The following is a 20,495-nucleotide window of genomic DNA, read 5'->3' as shown; positions in this document are numbered from 1 at the left end:
CGTCCCCACTCAGGGGGCGCCCGGCGTCGTAGTTTCTGGAGACCGGCGCAAAACGCCGGACGCAAGACCGCCAGACACAACAACGCCGGGCGGCCTCCGAAAGGGGACCGCCCGGCGTCGAGCTTTAGTGCAGCGCCGCCAGGCGGCCTGACCAGGCAGGTTATGCAGGGAGCTGCAGAACCTGGCCCACGAACACGAGGTTCGGGTTGCTGATGGTGTCAGCGTTGGCGTCGGCGAGGTGCTGCCAGCCGCCCTGGATGCCGAGCTTGTCGGCGATCTTGCTGAGGGTGTCGCCGTCCTGGACGGTGTAGGTCTGGCCGCTCACCGCGATGGCGGCAGCGTGACGGGCCTGGACGGGCGCCTGCGCTACTTCGGCTACGGGTACCTGGGCGACGGGTGCTGTCTGAACCGGGGCCTGGACGGGTGCGGCCTGAACGGGCGCGCTCTGCGGCAGGATCTGCGGTGCAGGAGCGCCACCGCCACCATTCAGGCCGAGCTTGGCGGAGCAGGCGGGCCATGCGCCCCAGCCCTGGCTGGCCTGGACTTTCTCGGCCACGGCGATCTGCTGGGCGCGGGAAGCGTTCTGGGGCGAGCCGGTTCCGCCGTAGGCGGCCCAGGTTTGCGGGGTGAACTGCAGGCCGCCGGAGAAGCCGTTGCCGGTGTTCGTGGACCAGTTGCCGCCGCTCTCGCACTGGGCGAGGGAGTCCCAGGTGGAGGCGCTCGTTGCGGCGGGCGTTGCAGCGTTGGCGGCAGTGGCGGAGAGAGCCAGGGTTGCGGCGGAAACGGCGGCCAGGGTGACTCCACGGCGCGCGGCAGTGCTGAGAGTGGACTTGTTCATTTGGGATGCTCCTGAGGCCACCCGCGCTCGGTCCGTCCCCGGACGTTTTCGCGCTACTGCCCGCCCCTGACGAACTAGAGGTCATTTCGGTGTCCGCCGGCCGGGCAGTAACTGGTGGAGGCGGCACCTGGCATTCATGGGCCCGCGTCGCGCGGGCATGTGTCCCACCCTAAAGGTGTCGCGCGCCGTTATCAAATCGAGATCATTATTGACAGTCAAGCGGTTCAGGTGCCTTTCGACCGAGTGCAGAAGCCAGGTACTGCGCCGTCCGGCTGCCTGGTGAACCGGCCACTGTGGCGGGCGTTCCGGAGGCAACGATCTTGCCGCCCGCGTCCCCGCCGGCCGGTCCGAGGTCGATCACCCAGTCCGCTTCTGCCACCACATCCATTTCGTGTTCCACCACAACCACCGTGTTTCCCGCGTCCACGAGGCGGTGCAGCTGGGCCATGAGGAGCCGGACGTCGGCCGGATGGAGCCCTGTGGTGGGTTCGTCCAGCAGATAGAGCGTGTGGCCGCGGCGTGCCCGCTGCAGCTCGGTGGCGAGCTTGATGCGCTGGGCTTCGCCGCCGGACAGCTCGGTGGCTGGCTGTCCGAGCCGCAGGTAGCCCAGCCCAACCTCCTGCAGCGTCTGCAGGCTGCGGGCTGCTGATGGGACGCCCTGCAGGAATTCGGCGGCTGCGTCCACGGTCATGGCCAGGACGTCGGCCACGTTTTTGCCCTGGTAGGTGATCTCAAGGGTTTCGGGGTTGTAGCGGGAACCGTCGCATTCCGGGCACGGGCCGTAGCTGCCGGGCAGGAAGAGCAGTTCGACGGCCACGAATCCCTCGCCCTGGCAGGTCTCGCAGCGCCCGCCAGCCACGTTGAAAGAGAAGCGTCCGGCACCGTAGCCGCGCGCCCGGGCTTCGTCCGTGGCGGCGAACTCCTTGCGCACGGCGTCGAAGAGTCCAGTGTAGGTGGCAAGGTTGGACCGTGGCGTGCGGCCGATCGGTTTCTGGTCCACCGTCACCAGCCGGTCAACGTGGTGCAGGCCGGTCACGGTTCCGACCTCAAGTGGGGTTGCGGGATCGCCGGCGTTCCCGGGCTGGTCCTCGTCGGTGCCTGCGGTGCCTGCGGTGCCTGCGGAATCCGGGCCGCCCGCGCCCGCGCGGTCAGTGCCCGCGTCGCCGTGCAGTTCGGATCCGACCACCTCCGCCAGGACGTGGCTGACCAGCGTCGACTTGCCCGAGCCGGAGACGCCGGTGACCGCCGTCAGGACCTGCAAAGGGAAGGACGCGTCGAGGCTACGGAGGTTGTGGCGTGTGATGCCGTTCAGTTCCAGCCAAGCACCAGGCTCCCGACGGCGGCCGGTACGGGTGCTGCCCGGCTCACTGCCGCCAGGCGAGCCGGCGCCGGGCGTGCCGGCGGCCGAATTATCCAGCACGAGGAACGGGCGCGTGACGGAAGCCTCCACGGCGGCGAGACCGGAAACCGGGCCGCTGTAGAGCACTTCGCCACCGCCTTCGCCTGCCCTCGGCCCCACGTCCACCAGCCAGTCGGCCTGCCGCACGATGTCCATGTTGTGCTCCACCACGAACACGGAGTTGCCCGAAGACTTGAGCTGCCCCAGCACCGCCAGGAGTGGTTCGGCGTCGGCGGGGTGCAGGCCGGCGGAGGGTTCGTCCAGAACATAGACCACGCCGAACAGCCCCGAGCGCAGCTGGGTGGCGATCCGGAGGCGCTGCATCTCGCCCGGGGAGAGGGTGGGCGTCGACCGGCCCAGGGCGAGGTAGCCAAGCCCCAGATCCAGCAGGACCGTGATCCGCTGGAGGAGGTCGCGCGTGATGGCGACCGCCACCTCGTTGCCTTCGCCTGAGGACAGCTTGCGGGAGGCGGTTCCGGCGTCCTTCAGCTCGGTCGTCGGCCGGATGATGTCCGCCAGTTCGGCCATCGGCACTGCGTTGAGTTCGGCGATGGTCATGCCCGCGAAAGTTACGGCCAGGGCCTCGGGCGTGAGCCCGCTCCCGCTGCACCGCCGGCAGGGGCCGGTCTCCATGAAGCGGAGCACCCGTTCGCGCATGGTGTTGCTCTTTGAATCTGCCAGCGTGTGCAGCACGTGGCTTTTGGCGCTCCAGAACTTGCCCTTGTACGGCTTGGCCACCCGGTCGCGCTGAGGGGTGATTTCCACCACCGGCTGTTCCTCGGTGAAAAGGATCCAGTCGCGGTCCTTCCGGGGCAGCTTCTGCCAGGGGGCGTCGACGTCGTAGCCCAGGTGCGTGAGGATGTCGCGCAGGTTCTTGCCCTGCCATGCCGTCGGCCACGCGGCAATGGCTCCCTCCCGGATGCTCAGGGAAGGATCGGGGACCAGAGAGGCTTCGGTGACGGTGTGTGCAACGCCGAGGCCGTGGCATTCGGGGCACGCTCCGGCGGCCGTGTTGGGCGAGAAAGCGTCCGAGTCCAGCGGGCCGGCACCGGCCGGGTAGCTGCCGGCCCGGGAGAACAGCATCCGGAGGGAGTTGGACAGCGTGGTCACCGTCCCCACCGTGGAACGGCTGCTCGGTGTGCCGCGGCGCTGTTGAAGCGCGACGGCGGGAGGCAGCCCTGTGATCATCTCCACCTTGGGATTGTGGCCCTGCTGGATGAGGCGGCGGGCGTAGGGCGCTACGGATTCGAAGTACCGGCGCTGGGCTTCGGCGTAGATCGTGCCGAACGCGAGCGAGGACTTGCCCGATCCCGAGACGCCGGTGAAGGCGACGATCGCGTCGCGCGGGACGGCCACGTCCACATTGCGAAGGTTGTTCTCGCGGGCGCCGCGCACCCGGACGAAACCGTCTGCAGAATGGTGGCCGCCAATGGCATGGCCGGCGAGGGGGCCGTCTGCCAGGCCAGGATCCGGATGGGCCAACGGGGCAGCATACTCTTCAGTCCGCATCTGTTCGACTCTAGCGGTCATGGCCGGTCCGGGGACTATTCTGTCGGGGTGAACACTTACGATGCCGCCGCCGAACCTATCGATCCCACGGCTCTTCCGCGTCAATCCGGGCCAACAGAAGAAACTGGGCCAACACAAGAAACCGCGCCAACAGGCGAAGAGGAGCTGGTGGCGGCCCCGTCGCCGATGCCGTTGGCGGAGCTCCACCTCCACATTGAGGGGACGCTGGAGCCGGAACTGATCTTTGCGCTCGCTGACCGGAACGGGATCGAGCTGCCGTACGCGAACCTGGACGAGCTGCGGAGCCGTTACGAGTTCACCGATCTGCAGTCCTTCCTCGACCTCTACTACGCCAACATGGCAGTGCTGCGGACCGAGCAGGATTTCGCGGACATGACCCGGGCCTACCTGGCACGGGCCTCAGCGGCCGGGGTGAGGCACGCGGAAATCATGATGGATCCGCAGGCGCACCTCTCGCGGGGTGTCGCCCTGGAGACGTGCCTCAACGGTGTGGCCTCGGTGCTCGCCACCTCCGAGGAGGAGTTCGGGATTTCCACGCTGCTGATCGCCGCCTTCCTGCGCGACCTGTCCGAGGACTCGGCGCTTGAGGTCCTGGCGGGTCTCCTGGCAATGAACGCACCGATCGCCGGAATCGGCCTGGATTCCGCAGAGGTGGGCAACCCGCCGTCGAAATTCACGCGGCTCTTTGCCCGGGCGGGCGAAGCAGGCCTGCGAAGGATTGCGCACGCGGGGGAGGAGGGACCGCCGTCGTACATCGTGGAGGCGCTGGACGTGCTGGGCGTGGAGCGGATCGACCACGGGATCCGGTGCATGGAGGATCCCGAGCTCGTGGAGCGGCTGGTCAATGACCGCGTGCCGCTGACGGTGTGTCCGCTGTCGAACGTCCGGCTCCGCGCCGTGGACATGCTGGCTGCGCACCCGCTGCCGGCGATGCTTGCCGCCGGGCTCAACGTCAGCGTGAACTCGGATGATCCGGCGTATTTCGGTGGCTACGTGGACACCAACTTTGCCCAGCTTGAGTCGGTCCTGGGGCTGTCCGAGTTCGACCGCGTCCGGCTCGCCGCGAACTCCATCAGGTCCTCCTTCGCCAGCGAGGAGCGGAAGCACGAGCTGCTGGCCGAGCTGTCGGGCTAGGTTCTAACCTTCGGATGGGGCGGCCGGCGGGCTGGAAACGACTGGCGCGCCCGTCCGGATGATCCACCATCCCAGCGCTGCCATAACCAGCCCGATGGGAATCCCGTAGGGCGGCAGGCCGGCGTTGTAGCCGAGGAATCCGGCGACGACGAACGCCCAACCGATCCACGCGGGGAACGTGCGCGAGCGCCAGCCGGTGAAGCCGAAGACCATCCAGCCCAGGGCGAAAAGCACGTAGCTGGAGAGCGCTCCGACGACCAGCATCCCGGACCCGCCCGCGAGGATCGCGCCGGGGGCGACGTCGGCGATCCAGGGGCCGGCGAAGCCGTCGAACCACATGTTGCCGGCCATGTCCAGGGTGCCCACCAGTGCGAAGCAGAAGCCGACAGCGCCCCGTCCGCCGGTCCGGCCGCCGAACCGGAAGTAGACGGAGACCAGCGCGAGCGTGAGCCCGATGAAGACCACCCAGTAGAGGGCGTTCGTGACCTGGAAGGGCGTCTGCCTCATCATCTCGATCCGGTCCAGGCCCCGGTCGGCAGCGAGCAGGCGGGCCAAGTCGACTGCGGCGAAGACGAGGCCGGACACCAGGGCGATGGGACCGGCGGCCCTGGCTAGCGGTGAGGACATTGTTTCCTCCTGACTTGGATGGTGATGCTGTCAGTTCCTGAGCGGGAGCGATTGGCGCCGTTCGCCCGGCGCCAGCCACTCGCCGTCGTTCTTCACAGGGGGCGCATCCTTAGGGAGAAACGGCCGACGGCGGTGGCCGAGCGGGGTGCCCTGCGCCAGGCCCGGCGGTCCAGGACCACGGTGGCAAGCACCGCGAGGACGACGGCCAGGAAATAGATCAGCTCCGCTCTCCCTGCGTCGGTGGCGGTGAAGCCGAAGGACCCGACGGTGAAGGTGCCCTGGCTGTTGTGGAACAGAAGCGTCAGCAGGACGCTGCCGCCGGTGCGGTTGAAAAGCCAGACGTAGAGGAACGTGATGGCGAACGTCGTCGGCAGTCCGATCGCGCTTAGGCCGCTGAAGAGGACCAGCGGCAGGTGCCACAGCGTCACCAGCGCGCCCAAGACCGCCGCGGACAGCAGCGGCGGGCGCGATGCCTGGAGCAGCGGGAGGGCGTAGCCGCGGAAGCCGGGTTCTTCACCGAGTGCCCCGTCCAGCGGGTTCACCAGCCGGACGGCGAACACGGTCATCAATCCGCCCCACGTCAGCCGTTCGAGGCCCGGGGCGGCGGCGCCGAGTGCCATGGTGATGAATCCGGTGACCAGGACCAGGGCCGCGGGAAGGAGGAGAGCCACGGCGTACCAGATCCATCCGACGCGCCACCGGATCAGCCGCCGTCCCCAGGCGCGGAACCCGGCGCGCCCCTCCGCCAGGGCTATGACGATGACCGCCGCGGCAAGCGGACCCACTGACAGGAACTCCATCCGCGGCATCAGCCCGGCCGCGAAGAACGGCCACGAGGCCCAGGAAATTGCGTAGGCCAGGACAAAGAAAGCCGTAAGCCTGTGGTGTTTTAGCCAGTCCATTGAACGGCGCATTGCGGCTCCAAACGGTCGCTGCAGGTGCTCCCATTGTCCGCCCCTGTTGCTCCGGTGCGCCAGCAGCCGTTGCAGTGCTGCATCCGGGCTCCACGGGGTTCCGCCGGGCTCCACCGGGCCGAACCGGGCTCGCGGACCGCCGGGCCAGCGGACCGCCGGGCTCCGGCGGGCCGAACCGGGCGCCGCCGGGCCGAATGCTTGCAGGCACCTGCCATAACTGCTAGTCCTGTGAGGGAGGCAAACCTGCGGCGTTGGTGCCGCGGACAGCAGTACCCGGACGATGCCGAGTCAAGGAGTGTGCAGCATGCCGCGCAAGAACCCAGACGTTGAAGAGGCCGACGAGAAGGGCCTCGAGGTAGGTAAACCGAAGGAATGGGCCGCCGGCATCCCGGGCGTCCTGCACTCGATGCAGCCAGCCATCCAGCATATGGGCCTGGGCAGGACAGAGAAGACGCTGCTGGCCATGAACCAGAAGCACGGCTTTGACTGCATGAGCTGCGCCTGGCCGGACCCGGACCACCGGAAGACCTTTGAGTTCTGCGAAAACGGCGCCAAGGCCGTCACCTGGGAAGCCACGCCGGTGGTGATTGAATCGAACTTCTGGGCGGAGCACCCGGTCAGCGAGCTGCGCCAAAGAACCGAGTACTGGCTCGGAATGCAGGGCCGCCTGACGGAGCCGGTCTACAAGCCGGCCGGGGAGGACCATTACCGGCCCGTGAGCTGGGACGAAGCTTTCGGAATTCTGGGGCGGAAGCTGAACGGGCTCGCAAATCCGGATGAGGCCGCCTTCTACACGAGCGGCCGGACGTCGAACGAGGCCGCCTTCATCTACCAGCTGTTCGTGCGGGCCTTCGGCACCAACAACCTGCCGGACTGCTCAAACATGTGCCACGAATCGTCCGGCTGGGCGATGGGCCAGACCATCGGCATCGGCAAAGCCACCATCAGCTACGATGACTTCGCCAAGGCGCAGCTCATCATCATCATGGGGCAGAACCCGGGCACCAACCACCCGCGCATGCTCACAGCGCTGGAGGAGGCCAAGGAGGCCGGCGCGGAGATTGTGGCCGTCAATCCGCTGCCTGAGGCCGGGCTGCTGCGGTACAAAAACCCGCAAAAGGTCAAGGGCATCATTGGCCACGGCACCGACCTGGCGGACCAGTTCCTGCAGATCCGGGTGGGCGGGGACATGGCGCTGCTGCAGGCCATTTCGAAGCGGGTCCTCGACGCCGAGGCGAAGAATCCGGGGACCGTGCTGGACCACTCGTTCCTGGCAGAGCACTGCGAAGGCCTTGACGAACTGCGGGCGCACCTCGACGGGCTGGATGACGAGGCCGTCCTGGCCGCCACCGGGCTCCGCGCCGACGAAATCGACGAGCTGGCGGCCCGGTACCTGAAGGCGGACCGCGTCATCATCACGTGGGCCATGGGCATCACCCAACACAAGAAGGGTGTGGCCACCATCAAGGAGATCATCAACCTTCTCCTGCTGCGCGGAAACATCGGCAAACCCGGCGCCGGCGCCTCGCCGATCCGCGGGCACAGCAACGTGCAGGGGGACCGGACCATGGGCATCTGGGAGCAGATGCCGCCAGCGTTCCTCGCCGCGCTCGGCAAGGAGTTCAGCTTCGACCCGCCGCGCGAGCACGGTGCTGACGCCGTGGAAACCATCCGCAGAATGCGCGACGGCGGGATCAATGTTTTCGTGGCACTGGGCGGAAACCTGGTGGCCGCCATCTCGGACACGCATGCCGCCGAAGCGGCTATGGAGAACACCGACCTCACCGTTCAAATCTCCACGAAACTGAACCGCTCGCACACGGTGACGGGCAGGGAAGCCCTGATCCTGCCCACCATGGGGCGCACGGAAATCGACCTGCAGGAGTCGGGTCCCCAGTTCGTCTCCGTAGAGGACACTGTTTGCGCCGTTCACCCGTCGGCGGGGAGGGTGGAGCCCGTGGCGCCGAACCTGCTGTCCGAGGTGGCGATCGTTTGCCGGATAGCGCGCGAGACGGTGACGGGGAAGTCCAGCGCGGACTGGGCCGGATTCGAGAAGAACTACGACCTCATCCGCGAGCACATTTCCCACGTGGTGGCAGGCTGCGAGAACTACAACGACAAGATCAGGCAGGAAGGCGGCTTCGTCCTGCCCAACGGCCCGCGGGATTCGCGGACCTTCCCCACGCCCACCGGCAAGGCCATGCTGACGGTGAACCACCTGGAGGGCATCGAGCGTCCGGCCGGCACGCTGATCCTGCAGTCCGTCCGCTCGCACGACCAGTTCAACACCACGATCTACGGGCACAACGACCGTTACCGCGGCATCAAAAAGGGCCGGGACGTGGTGTTCGTCAGCCCTGAGGACATCGCCGAACTGGGCCTCAGCGACGGCCAGTTCGTGGATATCCATGGTGTCTACGGGGACAACGTGGAGCGGGTGATGAGGAAGCTGCGCGTCGTTTCGTATCCGACGGCGACCGGCTGCGCGGCCACGTACTACCCGGAGGCCAATGTCCTGGTGCCGCTGGACAGCGTCGCGGAGGGAAGCAACACGCCGGCGTCCAAGGCTGTGCTCGTGCGGTTGGAGCCCAGCGCGGAGACCGTGTAGCGCCGGGGTTTTCCCCAAAGCAGGGCGCCCTGAAGCGCGCCCTGCAGTGGCTCCCGCCCGGGAGCCAGACTCCTACTGGGCGGTGCTTGACCAGCCCTCGCTGTCGGGGCCGCCTTCGGGGCCGTGCTCGCAGAGCCGCAGGGCGACGTCGGCCGCCGATTGCACCGCCTCCAGTGGCGACGCGCTGCTGCCGTGTGCCCGGAGCCCTGCTGCGTAGCCAACCAGCAGTGCGGTGACCGGACCGGCCTGCCCGTTCACCGCACGGGACGACTCGTCGGCGAGGCGCGCCACCAGCTGCTGGTCCACCTTGAGGTCAAGGATCTGCAGCGCCTGGGTGAGCCGCTGGCTCCAGTGGGCGAGGTCCTGGTCTGCGGCGCCGGTGCCGGCCTCCCTGGAGGAGGCGGAGCCGCCGTCGCCTTCTGTAATGCCCGTCATTGGACTTCCTTTCGATTGCTCATCTCTGGTGCCGGTTGGTGCCGACGCTTCCGGCGGACGCGCCGGGGCGGGATGTTAGGTATCTATCGAGGTCATGTGCGGGTAGCGGGCCCCCGAGGCAGCGCCGGCCGGGGCAAGTTCATCAAGGCGGGCGAGGTCCCCGGCTGAAAGCTCGACGGCGGCCGCGCCCAGGTTCTCGGCCAGGCGTTCGCGCTTCTTGGTTCCGGGAATGGGCACGATGTGCTCTCCCTGCGCCAGCAGCCAGGCCAGGGCCAGCTGCGCCGGGCTGCACTGTTTCTCATCTGCGAGTTCCTTGACCCTGTCCACAAGCTGCAGGTTTCGGGTGAAGTTTTCGCCCTGGAATCGGGGAGACTGGCGCCGGAAGTCATCTGCTGCAAAGTCGTCTGGGCTGCGAAGCTGGCCGGTGAGGAAGCCCCGGCCAAGGGGGCTGTAGGGCACGAATCCGATTCCCAGTTCTGCCAGCACGGGGAAAACCTTCGTCTCCGGCTCCCGCTCCCAGAGCGAATACTCGGTCTGCAGTGCGGCTATCGGATGGACGGAGTGCGCCCGGCGGATCGTTTCAGCGCTGGCTTCGGACAGTCCCAGATGACGGACTTTGCCGGCCTCGACGAGCTCCGCCATGGCTCCGACGGTGTCCTCGATGGGGACAGTCTTGTCCACGCGGTGCTGGTAGTAGAGGTCGATGTGGTCCACGCCGAGACGCTGCAGGCTGGCGTCGCAGGCGGAGCGGACGTACTCAGGGTGGCCGTTGATGCCCACCCAGGAACCGTCCTCGCGCCGCTCGTTGCCGAACTTCGTGGCCAGGACCACATCTTCGCGCCGGCCGGAGATGGCCCTGCCCACCAGCAACTCGTTCGTGAACGGGCCGTACATGTCCGCGGTGTCCAGCAGGGTTCCGCCGGCGTCCAGGAAGGCATGGATCGTGGCGACGGACTCGCTGTCATCGCCGGTTCCGTAGAACTCGCTCATGCCCATGCAGCCGAGGCCGAGGCTGGAGACCGAAAGTGTGCCTAGTGTGCGGGATTCCATGGGGCTCTCCTCAGTTAGGTTGCGGGAGTGGCTCAGGGGGTGCGTGTAGTCGCCACTATAAGTCGGTTAGCAGCATTTTTGCTCCACTTTCGGGGCGCCGAAAGACCCCCGCCCCGGCTCTGCCGCATGCTGACGCGGTTTTCCCGGCGGCTGGCGGCGGGGCTGCTTCCTGAAGTGGTGCAGAAATGCGCTATCCAAGGCACACGGCGGCGCGGGGGGACAAACACCTACGGCGTGGGGCTGCCGCCGTTGACGTTCAGGGTCTCGCCCACCACGAAGCTCGATTCCGCCGAGGCCAGGAACACATACGCCGGGGCGAGTTCGGCAGGCTGTCCGGCCCGGCCCAGCGGTGTGTCCTTGCCAAACTCGGGGAGGGCTTCCTTGGGCTGTCCGCTGCTGACCTGCAGGGGCGTCCAGATCGGGCCGGGAGCCACGGCGTTCACGCGGATGCCCTTCGGCGCCAGCTGCTGGGCCAGCCCCTTGGTGAAGTTGTTGATGCTCGCCTTCGTGGTGGCGTAGTCAACAAGTGTCGGCGACGGGTTGTAGGCCTGGATCGAGGTCGTGTTGATGATCGTGGAGCCGGCGGGGAGGTGCGGTACCGCGGCCCGGGTGAGCCAGAACATGGCGTAGACGTTGGTCTTCTGCGTGTGGTCGAACTGCTCGTCGGTGATGTCGCCGATGTCCTCCTGCGCCACCTGCTTGCCGGCGTTGTTCACCAGGAGGTCCAGCCCGCCCAGTTCCTGCAGTGCGGTGTCCACCAGTTTCTGGCACGTGGCGGCATCCTTGAGGTCGCCGGGCACCTTCACGGCTTTGCGGCCGGCCTTTTCGATCAGGTTCGCGATCTTCGCCGCGTCTTCTTCCTCCTCGGGAAGATACGAGAGTACGACGTCGGCCCCTTCCCGGGCGAAGGCGATCGCCGTCGCTGCGCCGATGCCCGAGTCTGCGCCTGTGACGATCGCCTTTCTGCCGTCGAGACGGCCGGTGCCGCGGTAGCTGTCCTCGCCCAGATCCGCTTTGGGTTCAAGCTTGGCGTCCAGGCCGGGCTCGGGCTGGTGCTGCTTGGGCGGCGAGATGTGCTCGTAGGCGGTGACAGGATTTTTGAAGGTGTACTGGTCGGTCATGGTTCTCCTCCGTGGCGGTGTTGAACGGTGGTATTGAACGCGGACAGGATCAACTTGCTCCGGGCGGTGCTGGCATGGCGGTAATGCTAAGCATGCTTACCGTCTACCCTAATGAGACGACGGCGGTGCCGCCAGTGGTGCCGCAAAATCGGGCAGCGGAGGAGCGGTCTGGGTACTGCATGCGACCGCCAGTGGCTGCCCCTTTCCTGGACTGCATCACATGATTAGGCTGGCAGTCCAACCCCGCCGCGAGCAGTCGCCAGCGGCGGTCCCCAAGAGTGAATCCGGCAGGCGGTACCAGGGAGTGAAGGCGATGGACAACCAGGACATTCTGCAACGCATCCAGGCGCTGGTTGACGAAGAGCACCAGCTGCGTGAGCCCGCGGCTTCGGTCCCGGCCGGTGGCTCCGGTGAGAACGGATCCGGCGAGGATGATGACGGTCGGAGCGAACGCCGCGCCAGGCTGCGGCAGGTGGAAGAGGCGTTGGACCAGTGCTGGGACTTGCTGCGCCAGCGGCGGGCAAAGGTGAAGGCCGGCGACGATCCCAACGAGGCGGATGCCCGCCCCGTCAATGAGGTGGAGGGGTACGTCCAGTAAGAAGGGCCATCCGCACGGGCGGCCGCCGCCGGCAGCCGCCCTTGCGGGTTGATGGTTACTGTTCCTGCCCGCTGTGCAGTCCGTCGTCGCTGCTGTCCGCGGACGCCGCGTCGCCGGTGTCGTCGGAGAGGTCCATGTTGCCGCGGGCTTCCTCCATGGTTGGCCCGCCGGAGGGGACGCTGTAGCGCTCCGGGCGGATGCCGTGCGACTGCTCCTCGATGAGGGCCTGCTCCTCGCTGAAGCGGATGGCGTTGGCGTCATCACCGGCGTCGCCGGGAACGTCGTCCCGGAGCTTCGAAGGGTCCGGAACGATAAAGCCATCTGCTTTGCTGCTGTGTTCACTCACTGAACTCATCCCTTCTGTTTGGTGCCTCGCTCTATGTGGTAAGCCTACTTTCTATTTTCGCCACCGGGAAACGGTCTGGCATGCGAGCGGGAAGGTGGAGCGCGGAAGCGGTTGTGCGAGCCGAAAAAACCGAGACTTCCCGCTCAGTTCTGGTGTAATCCCCGTCATAGTCGGTCACGACACACAATGTTTACCAAACAAAGTCGTCAGATTTGCCCAGCACTTGGCAAACTACTGTGGGAACAATCGCTCTGTAAGGGGAACCATGCGCAAGACTGCCGCCGAAAACACCAACATCCGCCTTAAGGCCGTGCTGGACGTTCTGGCAGAGGGGGTGTTGTCGGGTGAATCGCAGAACGCCGGCGTCGTGCTGGCTGAAGCCCTGGTCCGGGTTCCGCTGAACGCCTACGAAGCTGAACTCCTCAGCGGCGGCATTCCCCGCGGCCACAAATCGCTGACCACCGCCACGGCCAAGCTGGTCAAGGCCGGCTGGCTGGTCAAGGGACGCTCCGGCTGGACCATTACCGAGGACGGACAGCGCGCAACGGTCGCTTTCCCGGACGCAGCCAGCTTCTCGGCCGCGCTCGACGCCGGAACTCCGGTCCCTGCCGACACGCCCCTTCCGGTAGCCGCATCTGCCAAGCCGGCAGCCAAGAAGGCGCCCGCGAAGGCCGCCGCGGCAAAGACCGAGAAGGCTCCGTCCAAGGCAGCGAAGGTCGTCGACAAGGCGGCCAAGCTGATCGAGGACGCCGTGGCTCCCGTGGCTAAGGCGGTCCTGAAGAAGGCACAGGCCGACGCCGAAAACTCCGCGGCAACCATCGACCAGCCCGCCGCCGTGGCCGTGGCCGGCGACTTCAACACCCTGCTGGGCGCCCCGGAGAACTGGGCACCGCAGTACGACGAAGCGCAGATGAAGCTGGATGAGCTGGACCAGTTGTGGAAGCTGTCGGCTGAGATCCCGGCCGGCTACTACAACTTCAAGATCGCCCTCAACCGTTCCTGGGAAGAGAACTACGGCGCATTTGGCGCGTTCGATGGTGCCAACCACGAACTGCACCACTCCGGCGGCCAGCTCACCATCCGCTACGACCACCGGACCCGGGACATCACCGTCAACTGATCCCGTCCAGCCGAAGCCCCGCTGCTGCACCTGCCGCAGCGGGGCTTCGCCGTTCCCGGGCCGCCGGTCCCACATCGGCCGGTCCGACATCGGCCGGTCGAGCCTCACCCCGCTGGTCGCGCCTGTCGAGACCAAGGCCGCCGGCGCTACATTGGTTCCATGACTGACTCGCAGGCAGCAGACCCGGACCGCGTCCGCCTCACCGCACGCGTTACGGGAGCGGTCCAGGGCGTCGGCTTCCGGTACTGGACCGCCCGCAAGGCCGACGAGCTGGGCCTGACCGGTTCGGTCAGGAACGACGACGACGGTTCGGTGGCCGTCGTCGCGGAGGGACCACAGCCCGACATCGTCGAATTCAGGCGCTGGCTCGGCTCATCCCGTGCACCGGGCAGGGTGTCGCACGTCGACGAGAAGGTCTCCCCGGCCGAAGGCGGATTCAGGGACTTTCAGGTCGTCAGCTGAGATCATCAGGCCTGAGTTCTCCCGGCCTGAGTTCTCCCGGGCTGAGCCCCAGGAATGCCCCGAGTTCCTCGAGCGCGAACGGTCGTGACGGCATGTAGTTGGTGAGTTCGGGGGAGCGGACGATCACGGCCCGCCACTGGCCCCGCGATACAGCCACATTGATCCGGTTGCGGTTGAGCAGGAACTCAGCCCCGCGCGGTGCCTCCGCAATCGCCGAACACGCCATGGACACCAGCACCACGGGAGCCTCCTGGCCCTGGAACTTGTCCACCGTTCCGGCCCTCACGGCGGACAGTCCCTCCTGGTCCAGGGCGTGCCGGATGGCCTGCACCTGGGCGTTGTACGCGGCCACCACCAGGATGTCCTTGGCTTCCAGCCGCCGGACCGGCTCGTCCTTGCCCGGCGTCCACTTGAGCCCGACATGCTCCCGCGCCAGTCCGACGATCGCTGCCGCCTCCTCGGCCGAACTCGTGGTGTTGCCGGCATGCGGCAGCAGAACGGTTCCCACCCCCGGCGGCACGCCGTCGAGATGGCGCAGGGATGCTGCCGGCGCGGATTCCAGCCTGCCGTCGTAGCTGAGCACCGACACCTTGCTGCACAGTTCGGGATGCATCCGCCAGGAATCGGCGAGGAAGTAGCCCAGCTTGGCGGGCAGGGTGGCATGCCCGGCGGACAGCCAGCCTAGCGCCGACTCGTCGACCGGCTCCGGGTGGGAGCCCTGCGTGACCTGCGGAAGCTGCTGCGGGTCACCGAGCAGCAGGAGCCGCTTCGCAGAGCGGGCCACGGCAAGCGTGTTGGCTAGCGAATACTGCCCTGCCTCGTCGATGACCAGCAGATCCAGCGAACCAGCCGGCACGCATTTGCCTGTCATGGTCCAGGCGGTTCCGCCGACCAGGCAACCGCCGTCGGCGTCCAGAAGCCGCGCGATGTCCTCGTCGGCGACGCTGGTCCACGGAACGTCGTGCGGTTGCGCCAGTCTCTTGGCTACAACGGCAGGGTCCACACCGGCTTTCATAATCGCCGTGCAGAGCATATTCTCGACGACGGCATGGGACTGGGCGACCACGCCCACCTTCCATCCGGCCTCCACGAGACGGGCAACGACGTGGGAGCCGACGAACGTCTTGCCGGTTCCCGGAGGCCCCTGCACAGCGAGGTAGGACCGGTCCAGGTGTTCCAGCGCCCGGGCAATGGCAGAGACGTAGTCGGCGTGGCCCGCTTCGTCCGTGCCTACTGCAGGCAGATGCGGGAGACCGGCGAGCCGGGGTGCCGTCCGGCGGAGAATGTCCACCCCGGGATGCTTGGGAAGTGCTGGCAGGGAGGAGCCGACGAGCAGCGCCAGTTCCGCCAGCGCAGCCTCGATGCTGACGGTGGCAATGGGGCGGTCGTCCGTCAGCGCCAACGGCAGCTGGAAATAAGGCGGTACCTTGCCCGTGGACTTTTCCGTGATGGTGATGACGGTCCGGCCGGGCTGGTCGGGATGATCCTCCACGGCTTCCACGAGCGTGCCGAAAATGCCGTCGCGTGAGGGCGGCATGGTGGCTTCGTTGGGTGGTGCAACGGCGCCAGCCGAAGACCTGGCCGCGCCCGTGCCCGTGCCCGCACCAGCTGACTGGACTGTTGGCGCGCGCCGCGGTGTCCGCCCGCCGTCGACCTCCCCGAGCCCGTCGGGCAGGGGGTCCTCGAACATCCGGAACCACTTGGAACCGGGCTTGAATTCCGAGCCCTCGCTCATGATCCCGGTGAGCCGCAGAGTGCGGGACTCGGTCCTGGCCCGGGAGGTGGGTGGCGCCCAGTCCGAGACCACCTCGGCCGCTTCCACGATGAACACGTTGCGCTGGTCCCGCCACCTGTCCACCTCGGACTCGAGGCGGTCGAAGTGCTCCCACCAGAACTGTTTGCGCTCCCGGCGGTGGTAGCCGGTGGCCGCCGCGACCATGGCTACCGCCTGTTCATCGGCCGTCAGTTCGCGGTGCTCCGGAATGGCGTCGAGGAAGGCGCGCAGGCCTGTTTCCTCCGGCGAAGGTTCCGAGCCCGCAACTGCGTCCGACGGCGGCTGGGAGCCCGCCGCCGCCCCGCCGGGAGTCGTGGTCCCTACTCCGGCCGCCGCCAAGGCGCCAGCCTCGCCAGGAGCCACAGGCGAACCACCACGCAACTGCAGCAGCCAGTCCCGGAGGCGGAGCGTGGAAAGGCAGTCGTACTGGTTGTAGTCGGAAATGGAGGCGAGGATGGCAGCCGCCTCTGCCTGCGTCTCGGGGCCAGCGTCGCGTGCCTCGCAGTAGGCGGCGTACGCCACCACCGAAGCGCCGGCGTCCTTGACGTCCCCGGACCGCAGGTTATCTCCCATGTACAGGGGCTCGAGCTTCTTGATGGAGTACGAGGCCTCGGAAATCCGGAGTGAATGCCGGACCGTGGCGTAGAGGTCCACGAGGAGCCCGTCCCGCAGCCACGAATCCACCACATCCTCGCCCGCCACATGGCTCAGCGAAAGGTTGCGCAGGGCCGTCTTTTCGTAGGGGGCGTAGTGGTAGACGTGCATGTCCGGATACTTTGCCCGGCGTTCCTCCACGTAGGCGAGGAAGTCCAGGAACGCCTGCCGTTCGCCCGCTCGCGAGTGAGCCCAGAACGGCCGGAAGACCGGTTCCTGGCCCGGCGGGTCAGTGGGCAGCGGGGCCTCAACCACACCGAAGAGGTACTCCAGGCCCCATTGGCCCGCGGGATCCTGCCAAAGCGGGTCGCCTTCGAAGTCGAAGAAGATGTCGCCGTCGCTCGGGGCTGGAATGCCAGCCAGCGCGTTGTCTGCCAACACCCTGTACGTGACCGTGTGCGGCTGGCCCTCCTTCATGAAGGTACGTGAGCCGTCGGCTGCTTCCAGCCCGGTCTGCATCCTGGCTTGGTCCCGCAGGCGCCGCCGCGAACCCGTGGCCAGATGCAGAGGCAGTCCAGCGAGGGCATCGATGGTGGTGACGCCATCCGCCACAAGCTTCCTGCGTTGGACGGAGGTCATGCCCGCCACCATCAGCAGGTCCCGGTGCCGGGCCACCTGCTCGGCGCAGTAGTCGCACCTGCCGCAGTAATTGACTCCGGGCTGTAGCCACGCAACCGGAGCCTCACCGCTACGGTGCGCGGTGATGAGCGCACGGAACCGGGCCCGGCGCTCGCGGTATACCGGCAGCAGATCGTCCAGTGAGTGCGAGCTGCGCTCCATATTTCCGAGCACCAGGGTGACGCGCGGGGCGGGCTCCAGCCCGAGGGCGATCAACTGGTCGCCATATGCGGCGAGCTGCAGCAGTGCTCCCACCTTGGCATGCCGCGCCAGCTTGGTGTCCCAGACGGCATACCGCCGGGCACTACGGTGGCCGCCGGTCAGGCCGGTGCCGGGCAGCTCTGACTCCTCCCGGACCAGGAAGTCCGCATAGCCGAGGAATTCGCCGTCGAAGAAGGTGGCCTGGAAGACGATGTCGGCTCCGGTGCGGAGGGCGGTTGCGGTTTCCTTGGCCTTGTCCGCCAGGTCGGCGCGGTCCGTCGTTCCGCGGTCCACGCAGTAGACCCCGGTGCCCCGGGACGCGTCCCACGGGCCGAAGTCGTGAATGAGGCCGGCGAGTACCTTGTGCTCGTGGACGTCGCCCAGCTTGCCTGCCCGGGCCTGCATCTCGTCGGCCGGGAAATCGGCTTTTGGGGAGCGTCCCAGCTTCTCGTCCAGGATCCGGAGCGTGCGGTATTCGCACTCACTTGCGGCCACGAGGTCGCTGGCTGAGAACACCAGATCCGCTGGTGCTCCCGGCGTTGTTGGGTTGAGCAGGAACATGGGGCCTCCCCATTGGCAGCCTCGCTCCGGGACAGTTCCCGGTGCGCTGATTTGAATCTAGCAAGAGGCTATGACAATCACGCCGAAGCGGCCGGGAGCCGGGCCAATGGGAACCCTGCAGGCCTGCGCAGGTTAGTGGATGCGCGGGTTAGGAGACGGGCTGCTTGCCGTTGTGCGAGTAGGTGAGGCAGTCGGCGTTGTCCGGGCCGGGGCCAACATGGACTTCGGGTGCCTTGCACATGAGGTGGTCGTTATGGACGCATTCGGCACGCTGGCATGCGCCGACGCCGGCGAGGACCTTCGGAAGGCCGCCATGGATGCCGGTGTCGATGAACGTGGCGCACGAGGCATGGTCAGTGCTGCCGCCAACCGTGATGGCCTCGGCGTTACATTCGGAGTGGTCGTTGAAGGAGCAGTTGGTGACGCTGCAATCGGCTACATGCGTGCTCATGGGATTCCTCCAAGGTTTCGGACGCCCCGGCTGGGCGACTCGCTGTTCCCAACGTAGGCCGGATGGGCCGGATCAAAAAGACCCAATTGTGTTGCGTAATTGACGTAATTGCCGGAAGGGTCCTGCGGGTGCCGCAGGGTCCCCGCCGGGACATCACCAGAGTCCGCAAGGCAGCCCCAGGGAGCCGAACCAACGCCATGAGTGTTTGCTCTCAATTCCCGCCGGCGCCCCATGGACCCCTTGCGGACGCCGTTCTAGACTGGCAGGACCCTCCACCTTTAAGGCCCCGACGGAGACGTCCGGCCTTTCTGGGGAATGCCCTGGAGGGCGCATCAATCACTCATGAATCACCGCCGGCCCTTCCCGGGAAGGGTCCGTGACGCCAGGAGGAAAGAGATGGAAGGGAACAAAGCCGTTGCCTACAAGGCACCCGGCAAGGTGGAAGTCATTGATATCGACTACCCCACTTTTGAACTTAAGGACGGGCCGGGCGTAAACCCGGCCAACGTGGGGCGCCAGGTTCCCCACGGCGCCATTATCAAGACTGTGGCCACCAACATCTGCGGCTCGGACCAACACATGGTCCGCGGCAGGACCACGGCGCCACCGGACCTGGTGCTGGGCCACGAAATCACCGGTGAGGTGGTGGAGGTCGGGCCCGGCGTCGAATTCATCAAGGTCGGGGACATCTGCTCGGTGCCGTTCAACATTTCATGCGGCCGGTGCCGGAACTGCAAGGAGCGCAAGACCGGCATCTGCCTCAACGTGAACCCGGACCGGCCGGGCAGCGCATACGGCTATGTGGACATGGGCGGCTGGGTGGGTGGCCAGGCCAACTACGTCCTGGTGCCCTACGCGGACTGGAACCTGCTCAAGTTCCCGGACAAGGACAGGGCCATGGAGAAGATCCTGGATCTCGCCATGCTCTCGGACATCTTCCCCACGGGCTTCCACGGCGCCGTGACGGCGGGGGTCGGCGTCGGCTCCACCGTGTACGTTGCGGGTGCCGGTCCCGTTGGGCTGGCAGCGGCGACGAGCGCGCATCTGCTGGGTGCCGCCGTCGTAATTGTGGGCGACATGAACAGCGACCGGCTGGCGCAGGCCCGCAGCTTCGGCTGCGAGACGGTGGACCTCAGCAAGGGCGGCCCGGCCGAGCAGATCGAACAGATCCTCGGCGTGCCCGAGGTGGACTGCGGCGTGGATGCCGTGGGCTTCGAGGCGAAGGGCCACGGCCAAGATGCGCAGGAGGCTCCGGCGACCGTGCTGAATTCCCTGATGGACATCGCGGCGGCCGGCGGCGCACTGGGCATTCCGGGGCTGTACGTGACGGGTGATCCGGGAGGCATTGACGAGGCCGCCAAGAAGGGTGCGCTGAGCCTGAGCCTCGGCACGGGCTGGGCAAAGTCGCTGAGCTTCACCACGGGCCAGTGTCCGGTGATGAAGTACAACCGGCAGCTGATGATGGCCATCCTCAACGACCGCGTGCACATCGCCAAGAACGTCAACGCGAAGCCGATTCCGCTGGACGAGGCACCGAAGGGCTACGCCGAGTTCGACGCCGGCGCCGCCACGAAGTACGTGCTGAACCCGAACGGATACCTCAGCTGACGCAGCGACGGAGCTGACGCAGGGCAGCGGTGCGGGCCGCATGGAGTTCCGGCCTGGGGGCTGGGCAGCATGCGGCCCATTGCCGTCGTCATGGAGTAGGGCCAGACTCATGGAACAACCGACCCAGCCGGAGGAGGAGATCCATGAACAGCCAGCCTGACGAAACACCGCTCGAAGTCCCGGAGGTCGACGCGTTCGAACAGCGCCAGACGGCGGGCGGGGAGTCCGGGGACGAGGAACAGGGGCCGCTGCCGGAAGACGTTCCCGAGGCGGATGCCCTGGAGCAGAGGACTCCGCTGAGGTCCAACGGCCCGGCCGCGGCCCCGGACCTCTCCGCCGACCAATCGGCCGAGGCTGACGCCCTTGAACAGGCCACCGGCACGCCCGGAAGCGACGAGGACGACTACCCGCCGGCGGCCGAGGAGCCGAACTGGGGCTGAGCGGCG

Annotated in this window: 17 protein-coding genes; 7 read left to right on the top strand and 10 right to left on the bottom strand. The window is 67.1% G+C overall.

Annotated features, from left to right (window positions below):
• Positions 1–160: 160 nt before the first annotated feature.
• Complete coding sequence (locus ACFQ50_RS18720; protein WP_377997138.1) at positions 161–838, bottom strand: transglycosylase family protein; 678 nt, start codon at positions 836–838, stop codon at positions 161–163.
• Positions 839–1,043: 205 nt separating this feature from the next.
• Positions 1,044–3,746: an ABC transporter gene (locus ACFQ50_RS18715; protein ID WP_377997137.1), complete on the bottom strand. Its 2,703-nt coding sequence runs from the start codon at positions 3,744–3,746 to the stop codon at positions 1,044–1,046.
• Positions 3,747–3,932: 186 nt separating this feature from the next.
• On the opposite strand from ACFQ50_RS18715, the gene ACFQ50_RS18710 reads away from it, so the two are divergent.
• Positions 3,933–4,901 carry an adenosine deaminase gene (locus ACFQ50_RS18710; RefSeq protein WP_377997142.1) on the top strand — a complete coding sequence of 323 codons (969 nt, stop codon included), beginning with the start codon at positions 3,933–3,935 and terminating at the stop codon, positions 4,899–4,901.
• A 3-nt stretch (positions 4,902–4,904) separates the two neighbouring features.
• On the opposite strand, the gene ACFQ50_RS18705 is transcribed toward ACFQ50_RS18710, so the two are convergent.
• Together ACFQ50_RS18705 and ACFQ50_RS18700 are read right to left on the bottom strand one after the other, a co-directional pair.
• Positions 4,905–5,528 (bottom strand): hypothetical protein, encoded by a 624-nt coding sequence (locus ACFQ50_RS18705; RefSeq protein WP_377997136.1) that lies wholly within the window; start codon positions 5,526–5,528, stop codon positions 4,905–4,907.
• 92 nt (positions 5,529–5,620) lie between these two features.
• A complete protein-coding gene (locus tag ACFQ50_RS18700; RefSeq protein WP_377997135.1) occupies positions 5,621–6,430 on the bottom strand; it encodes a CPBP family intramembrane glutamic endopeptidase in 810 nt (269 codons plus the stop codon).
• 316 nt (positions 6,431–6,746) lie between these two features.
• Here ACFQ50_RS18700 and ACFQ50_RS18695 point away from each other — a divergent pair, with 316 nt between their 5' ends.
• Positions 6,747–9,050, top strand: a complete 2,304-nt coding sequence (locus ACFQ50_RS18695) for an FdhF/YdeP family oxidoreductase (RefSeq protein ID WP_377997134.1) — start codon at positions 6,747–6,749, stop codon at positions 9,048–9,050.
• A gap of 72 nt (positions 9,051–9,122) precedes the next feature.
• Here ACFQ50_RS18695 and ACFQ50_RS18690 read toward each other — a convergent pair whose 3' ends face one another.
• The 3 genes from ACFQ50_RS18690 to ACFQ50_RS18680 all read right to left on the bottom strand — a co-directional run bounded on the left by ACFQ50_RS18690 (position 9,123) and on the right by ACFQ50_RS18680 (position 11,656).
• On the bottom strand, positions 9,123–9,485 hold the full coding sequence (locus tag ACFQ50_RS18690; RefSeq protein WP_377997133.1) for a DUF6457 domain-containing protein: 363 nt from the start codon (positions 9,483–9,485) through the stop codon (positions 9,123–9,125).
• Between the two features lie 75 nt (positions 9,486–9,560).
• The gene (locus tag ACFQ50_RS18685; protein ID WP_377997132.1) at positions 9,561–10,535 is read right to left on the bottom strand and encodes an aldo/keto reductase; all 975 of its coding nucleotides are present in this window, start codon (positions 10,533–10,535) and stop codon (positions 9,561–9,563) included.
• Between the two features lie 227 nt (positions 10,536–10,762).
• Positions 10,763–11,656: a glucose 1-dehydrogenase gene (locus tag ACFQ50_RS18680; protein WP_377997131.1), complete on the bottom strand. Its 894-nt coding sequence runs from the start codon at positions 11,654–11,656 to the stop codon at positions 10,763–10,765.
• A gap of 313 nt (positions 11,657–11,969) precedes the next feature.
• On the opposite strand from ACFQ50_RS18680, the gene ACFQ50_RS18675 reads away from it, so the two are divergent.
• The gene (locus ACFQ50_RS18675) at positions 11,970–12,254 is read left to right on the top strand and encodes a DUF2630 family protein (RefSeq protein WP_377997141.1); all 285 of its coding nucleotides are present in this window, start codon (positions 11,970–11,972) and stop codon (positions 12,252–12,254) included.
• Between the two features lie 55 nt (positions 12,255–12,309).
• Here the strand turns inward: ACFQ50_RS18675 and ACFQ50_RS18670 are convergent, their stop codons facing one another.
• Positions 12,310–12,609, bottom strand: a complete 300-nt coding sequence (locus ACFQ50_RS18670) for a hypothetical protein (RefSeq protein ID WP_377997130.1) — start codon at positions 12,607–12,609, stop codon at positions 12,310–12,312.
• Positions 12,610–12,865: 256 nt separating this feature from the next.
• Here ACFQ50_RS18670 and ACFQ50_RS18665 point away from each other — a divergent pair, with 256 nt between their 5' ends.
• Together ACFQ50_RS18665 and ACFQ50_RS18660 are read left to right on the top strand one after the other, a co-directional pair.
• Positions 12,866–13,720, top strand: a complete 855-nt coding sequence (locus ACFQ50_RS18665) for a glycosidase (protein ID WP_377997129.1) — start codon at positions 12,866–12,868, stop codon at positions 13,718–13,720.
• A gap of 159 nt (positions 13,721–13,879) precedes the next feature.
• Entirely contained in the window at positions 13,880–14,182 is a 303-nt protein-coding gene (locus tag ACFQ50_RS18660; protein WP_377997128.1) for an acylphosphatase, read from the top strand.
• Here the strand turns inward: ACFQ50_RS18660 and ACFQ50_RS18655 are convergent.
• The gene (locus ACFQ50_RS18655; RefSeq protein ID WP_377997127.1) at positions 14,175–17,990 is read right to left on the bottom strand and encodes a TM0106 family RecB-like putative nuclease; all 3,816 of its coding nucleotides are present in this window, start codon (positions 17,988–17,990) and stop codon (positions 14,175–14,177) included. The genes ACFQ50_RS18660 and ACFQ50_RS18655 overlap by 8 nt on opposite strands.
• A gap of 148 nt (positions 17,991–18,138) precedes the next feature.
• On the bottom strand, positions 18,139–18,441 hold the full coding sequence (locus ACFQ50_RS18650; protein ID WP_377997126.1) for a DUF1540 domain-containing protein: 303 nt from the start codon (positions 18,439–18,441) through the stop codon (positions 18,139–18,141).
• Between the two features lie 396 nt (positions 18,442–18,837).
• Between ACFQ50_RS18650 and fdhA the strand changes: the two genes are divergently transcribed.
• Entirely contained in the window at positions 18,838–20,049 is a 1,212-nt protein-coding gene (fdhA, locus tag ACFQ50_RS18645; RefSeq protein WP_377997125.1) for a formaldehyde dehydrogenase, glutathione-independent, read from the top strand.
• Between the two features lie 143 nt (positions 20,050–20,192).
• The gene (locus ACFQ50_RS18640) at positions 20,193–20,489 is read left to right on the top strand and encodes a hypothetical protein (protein WP_377997124.1); all 297 of its coding nucleotides are present in this window, start codon (positions 20,193–20,195) and stop codon (positions 20,487–20,489) included.
• The last annotated feature ends 6 nt before the right edge of the window (positions 20,490–20,495 follow it).

The organism is Arthrobacter sp. NPDC056493 (assembly GCF_042795115.1).
GTDB lineage: Bacteria > Actinomycetota > Actinomycetes > Actinomycetales > Micrococcaceae > Arthrobacter.
Note: the sequence above shows the minus strand (reverse complement) of the source record. Positions and strands in the feature narration are given on the sequence as shown.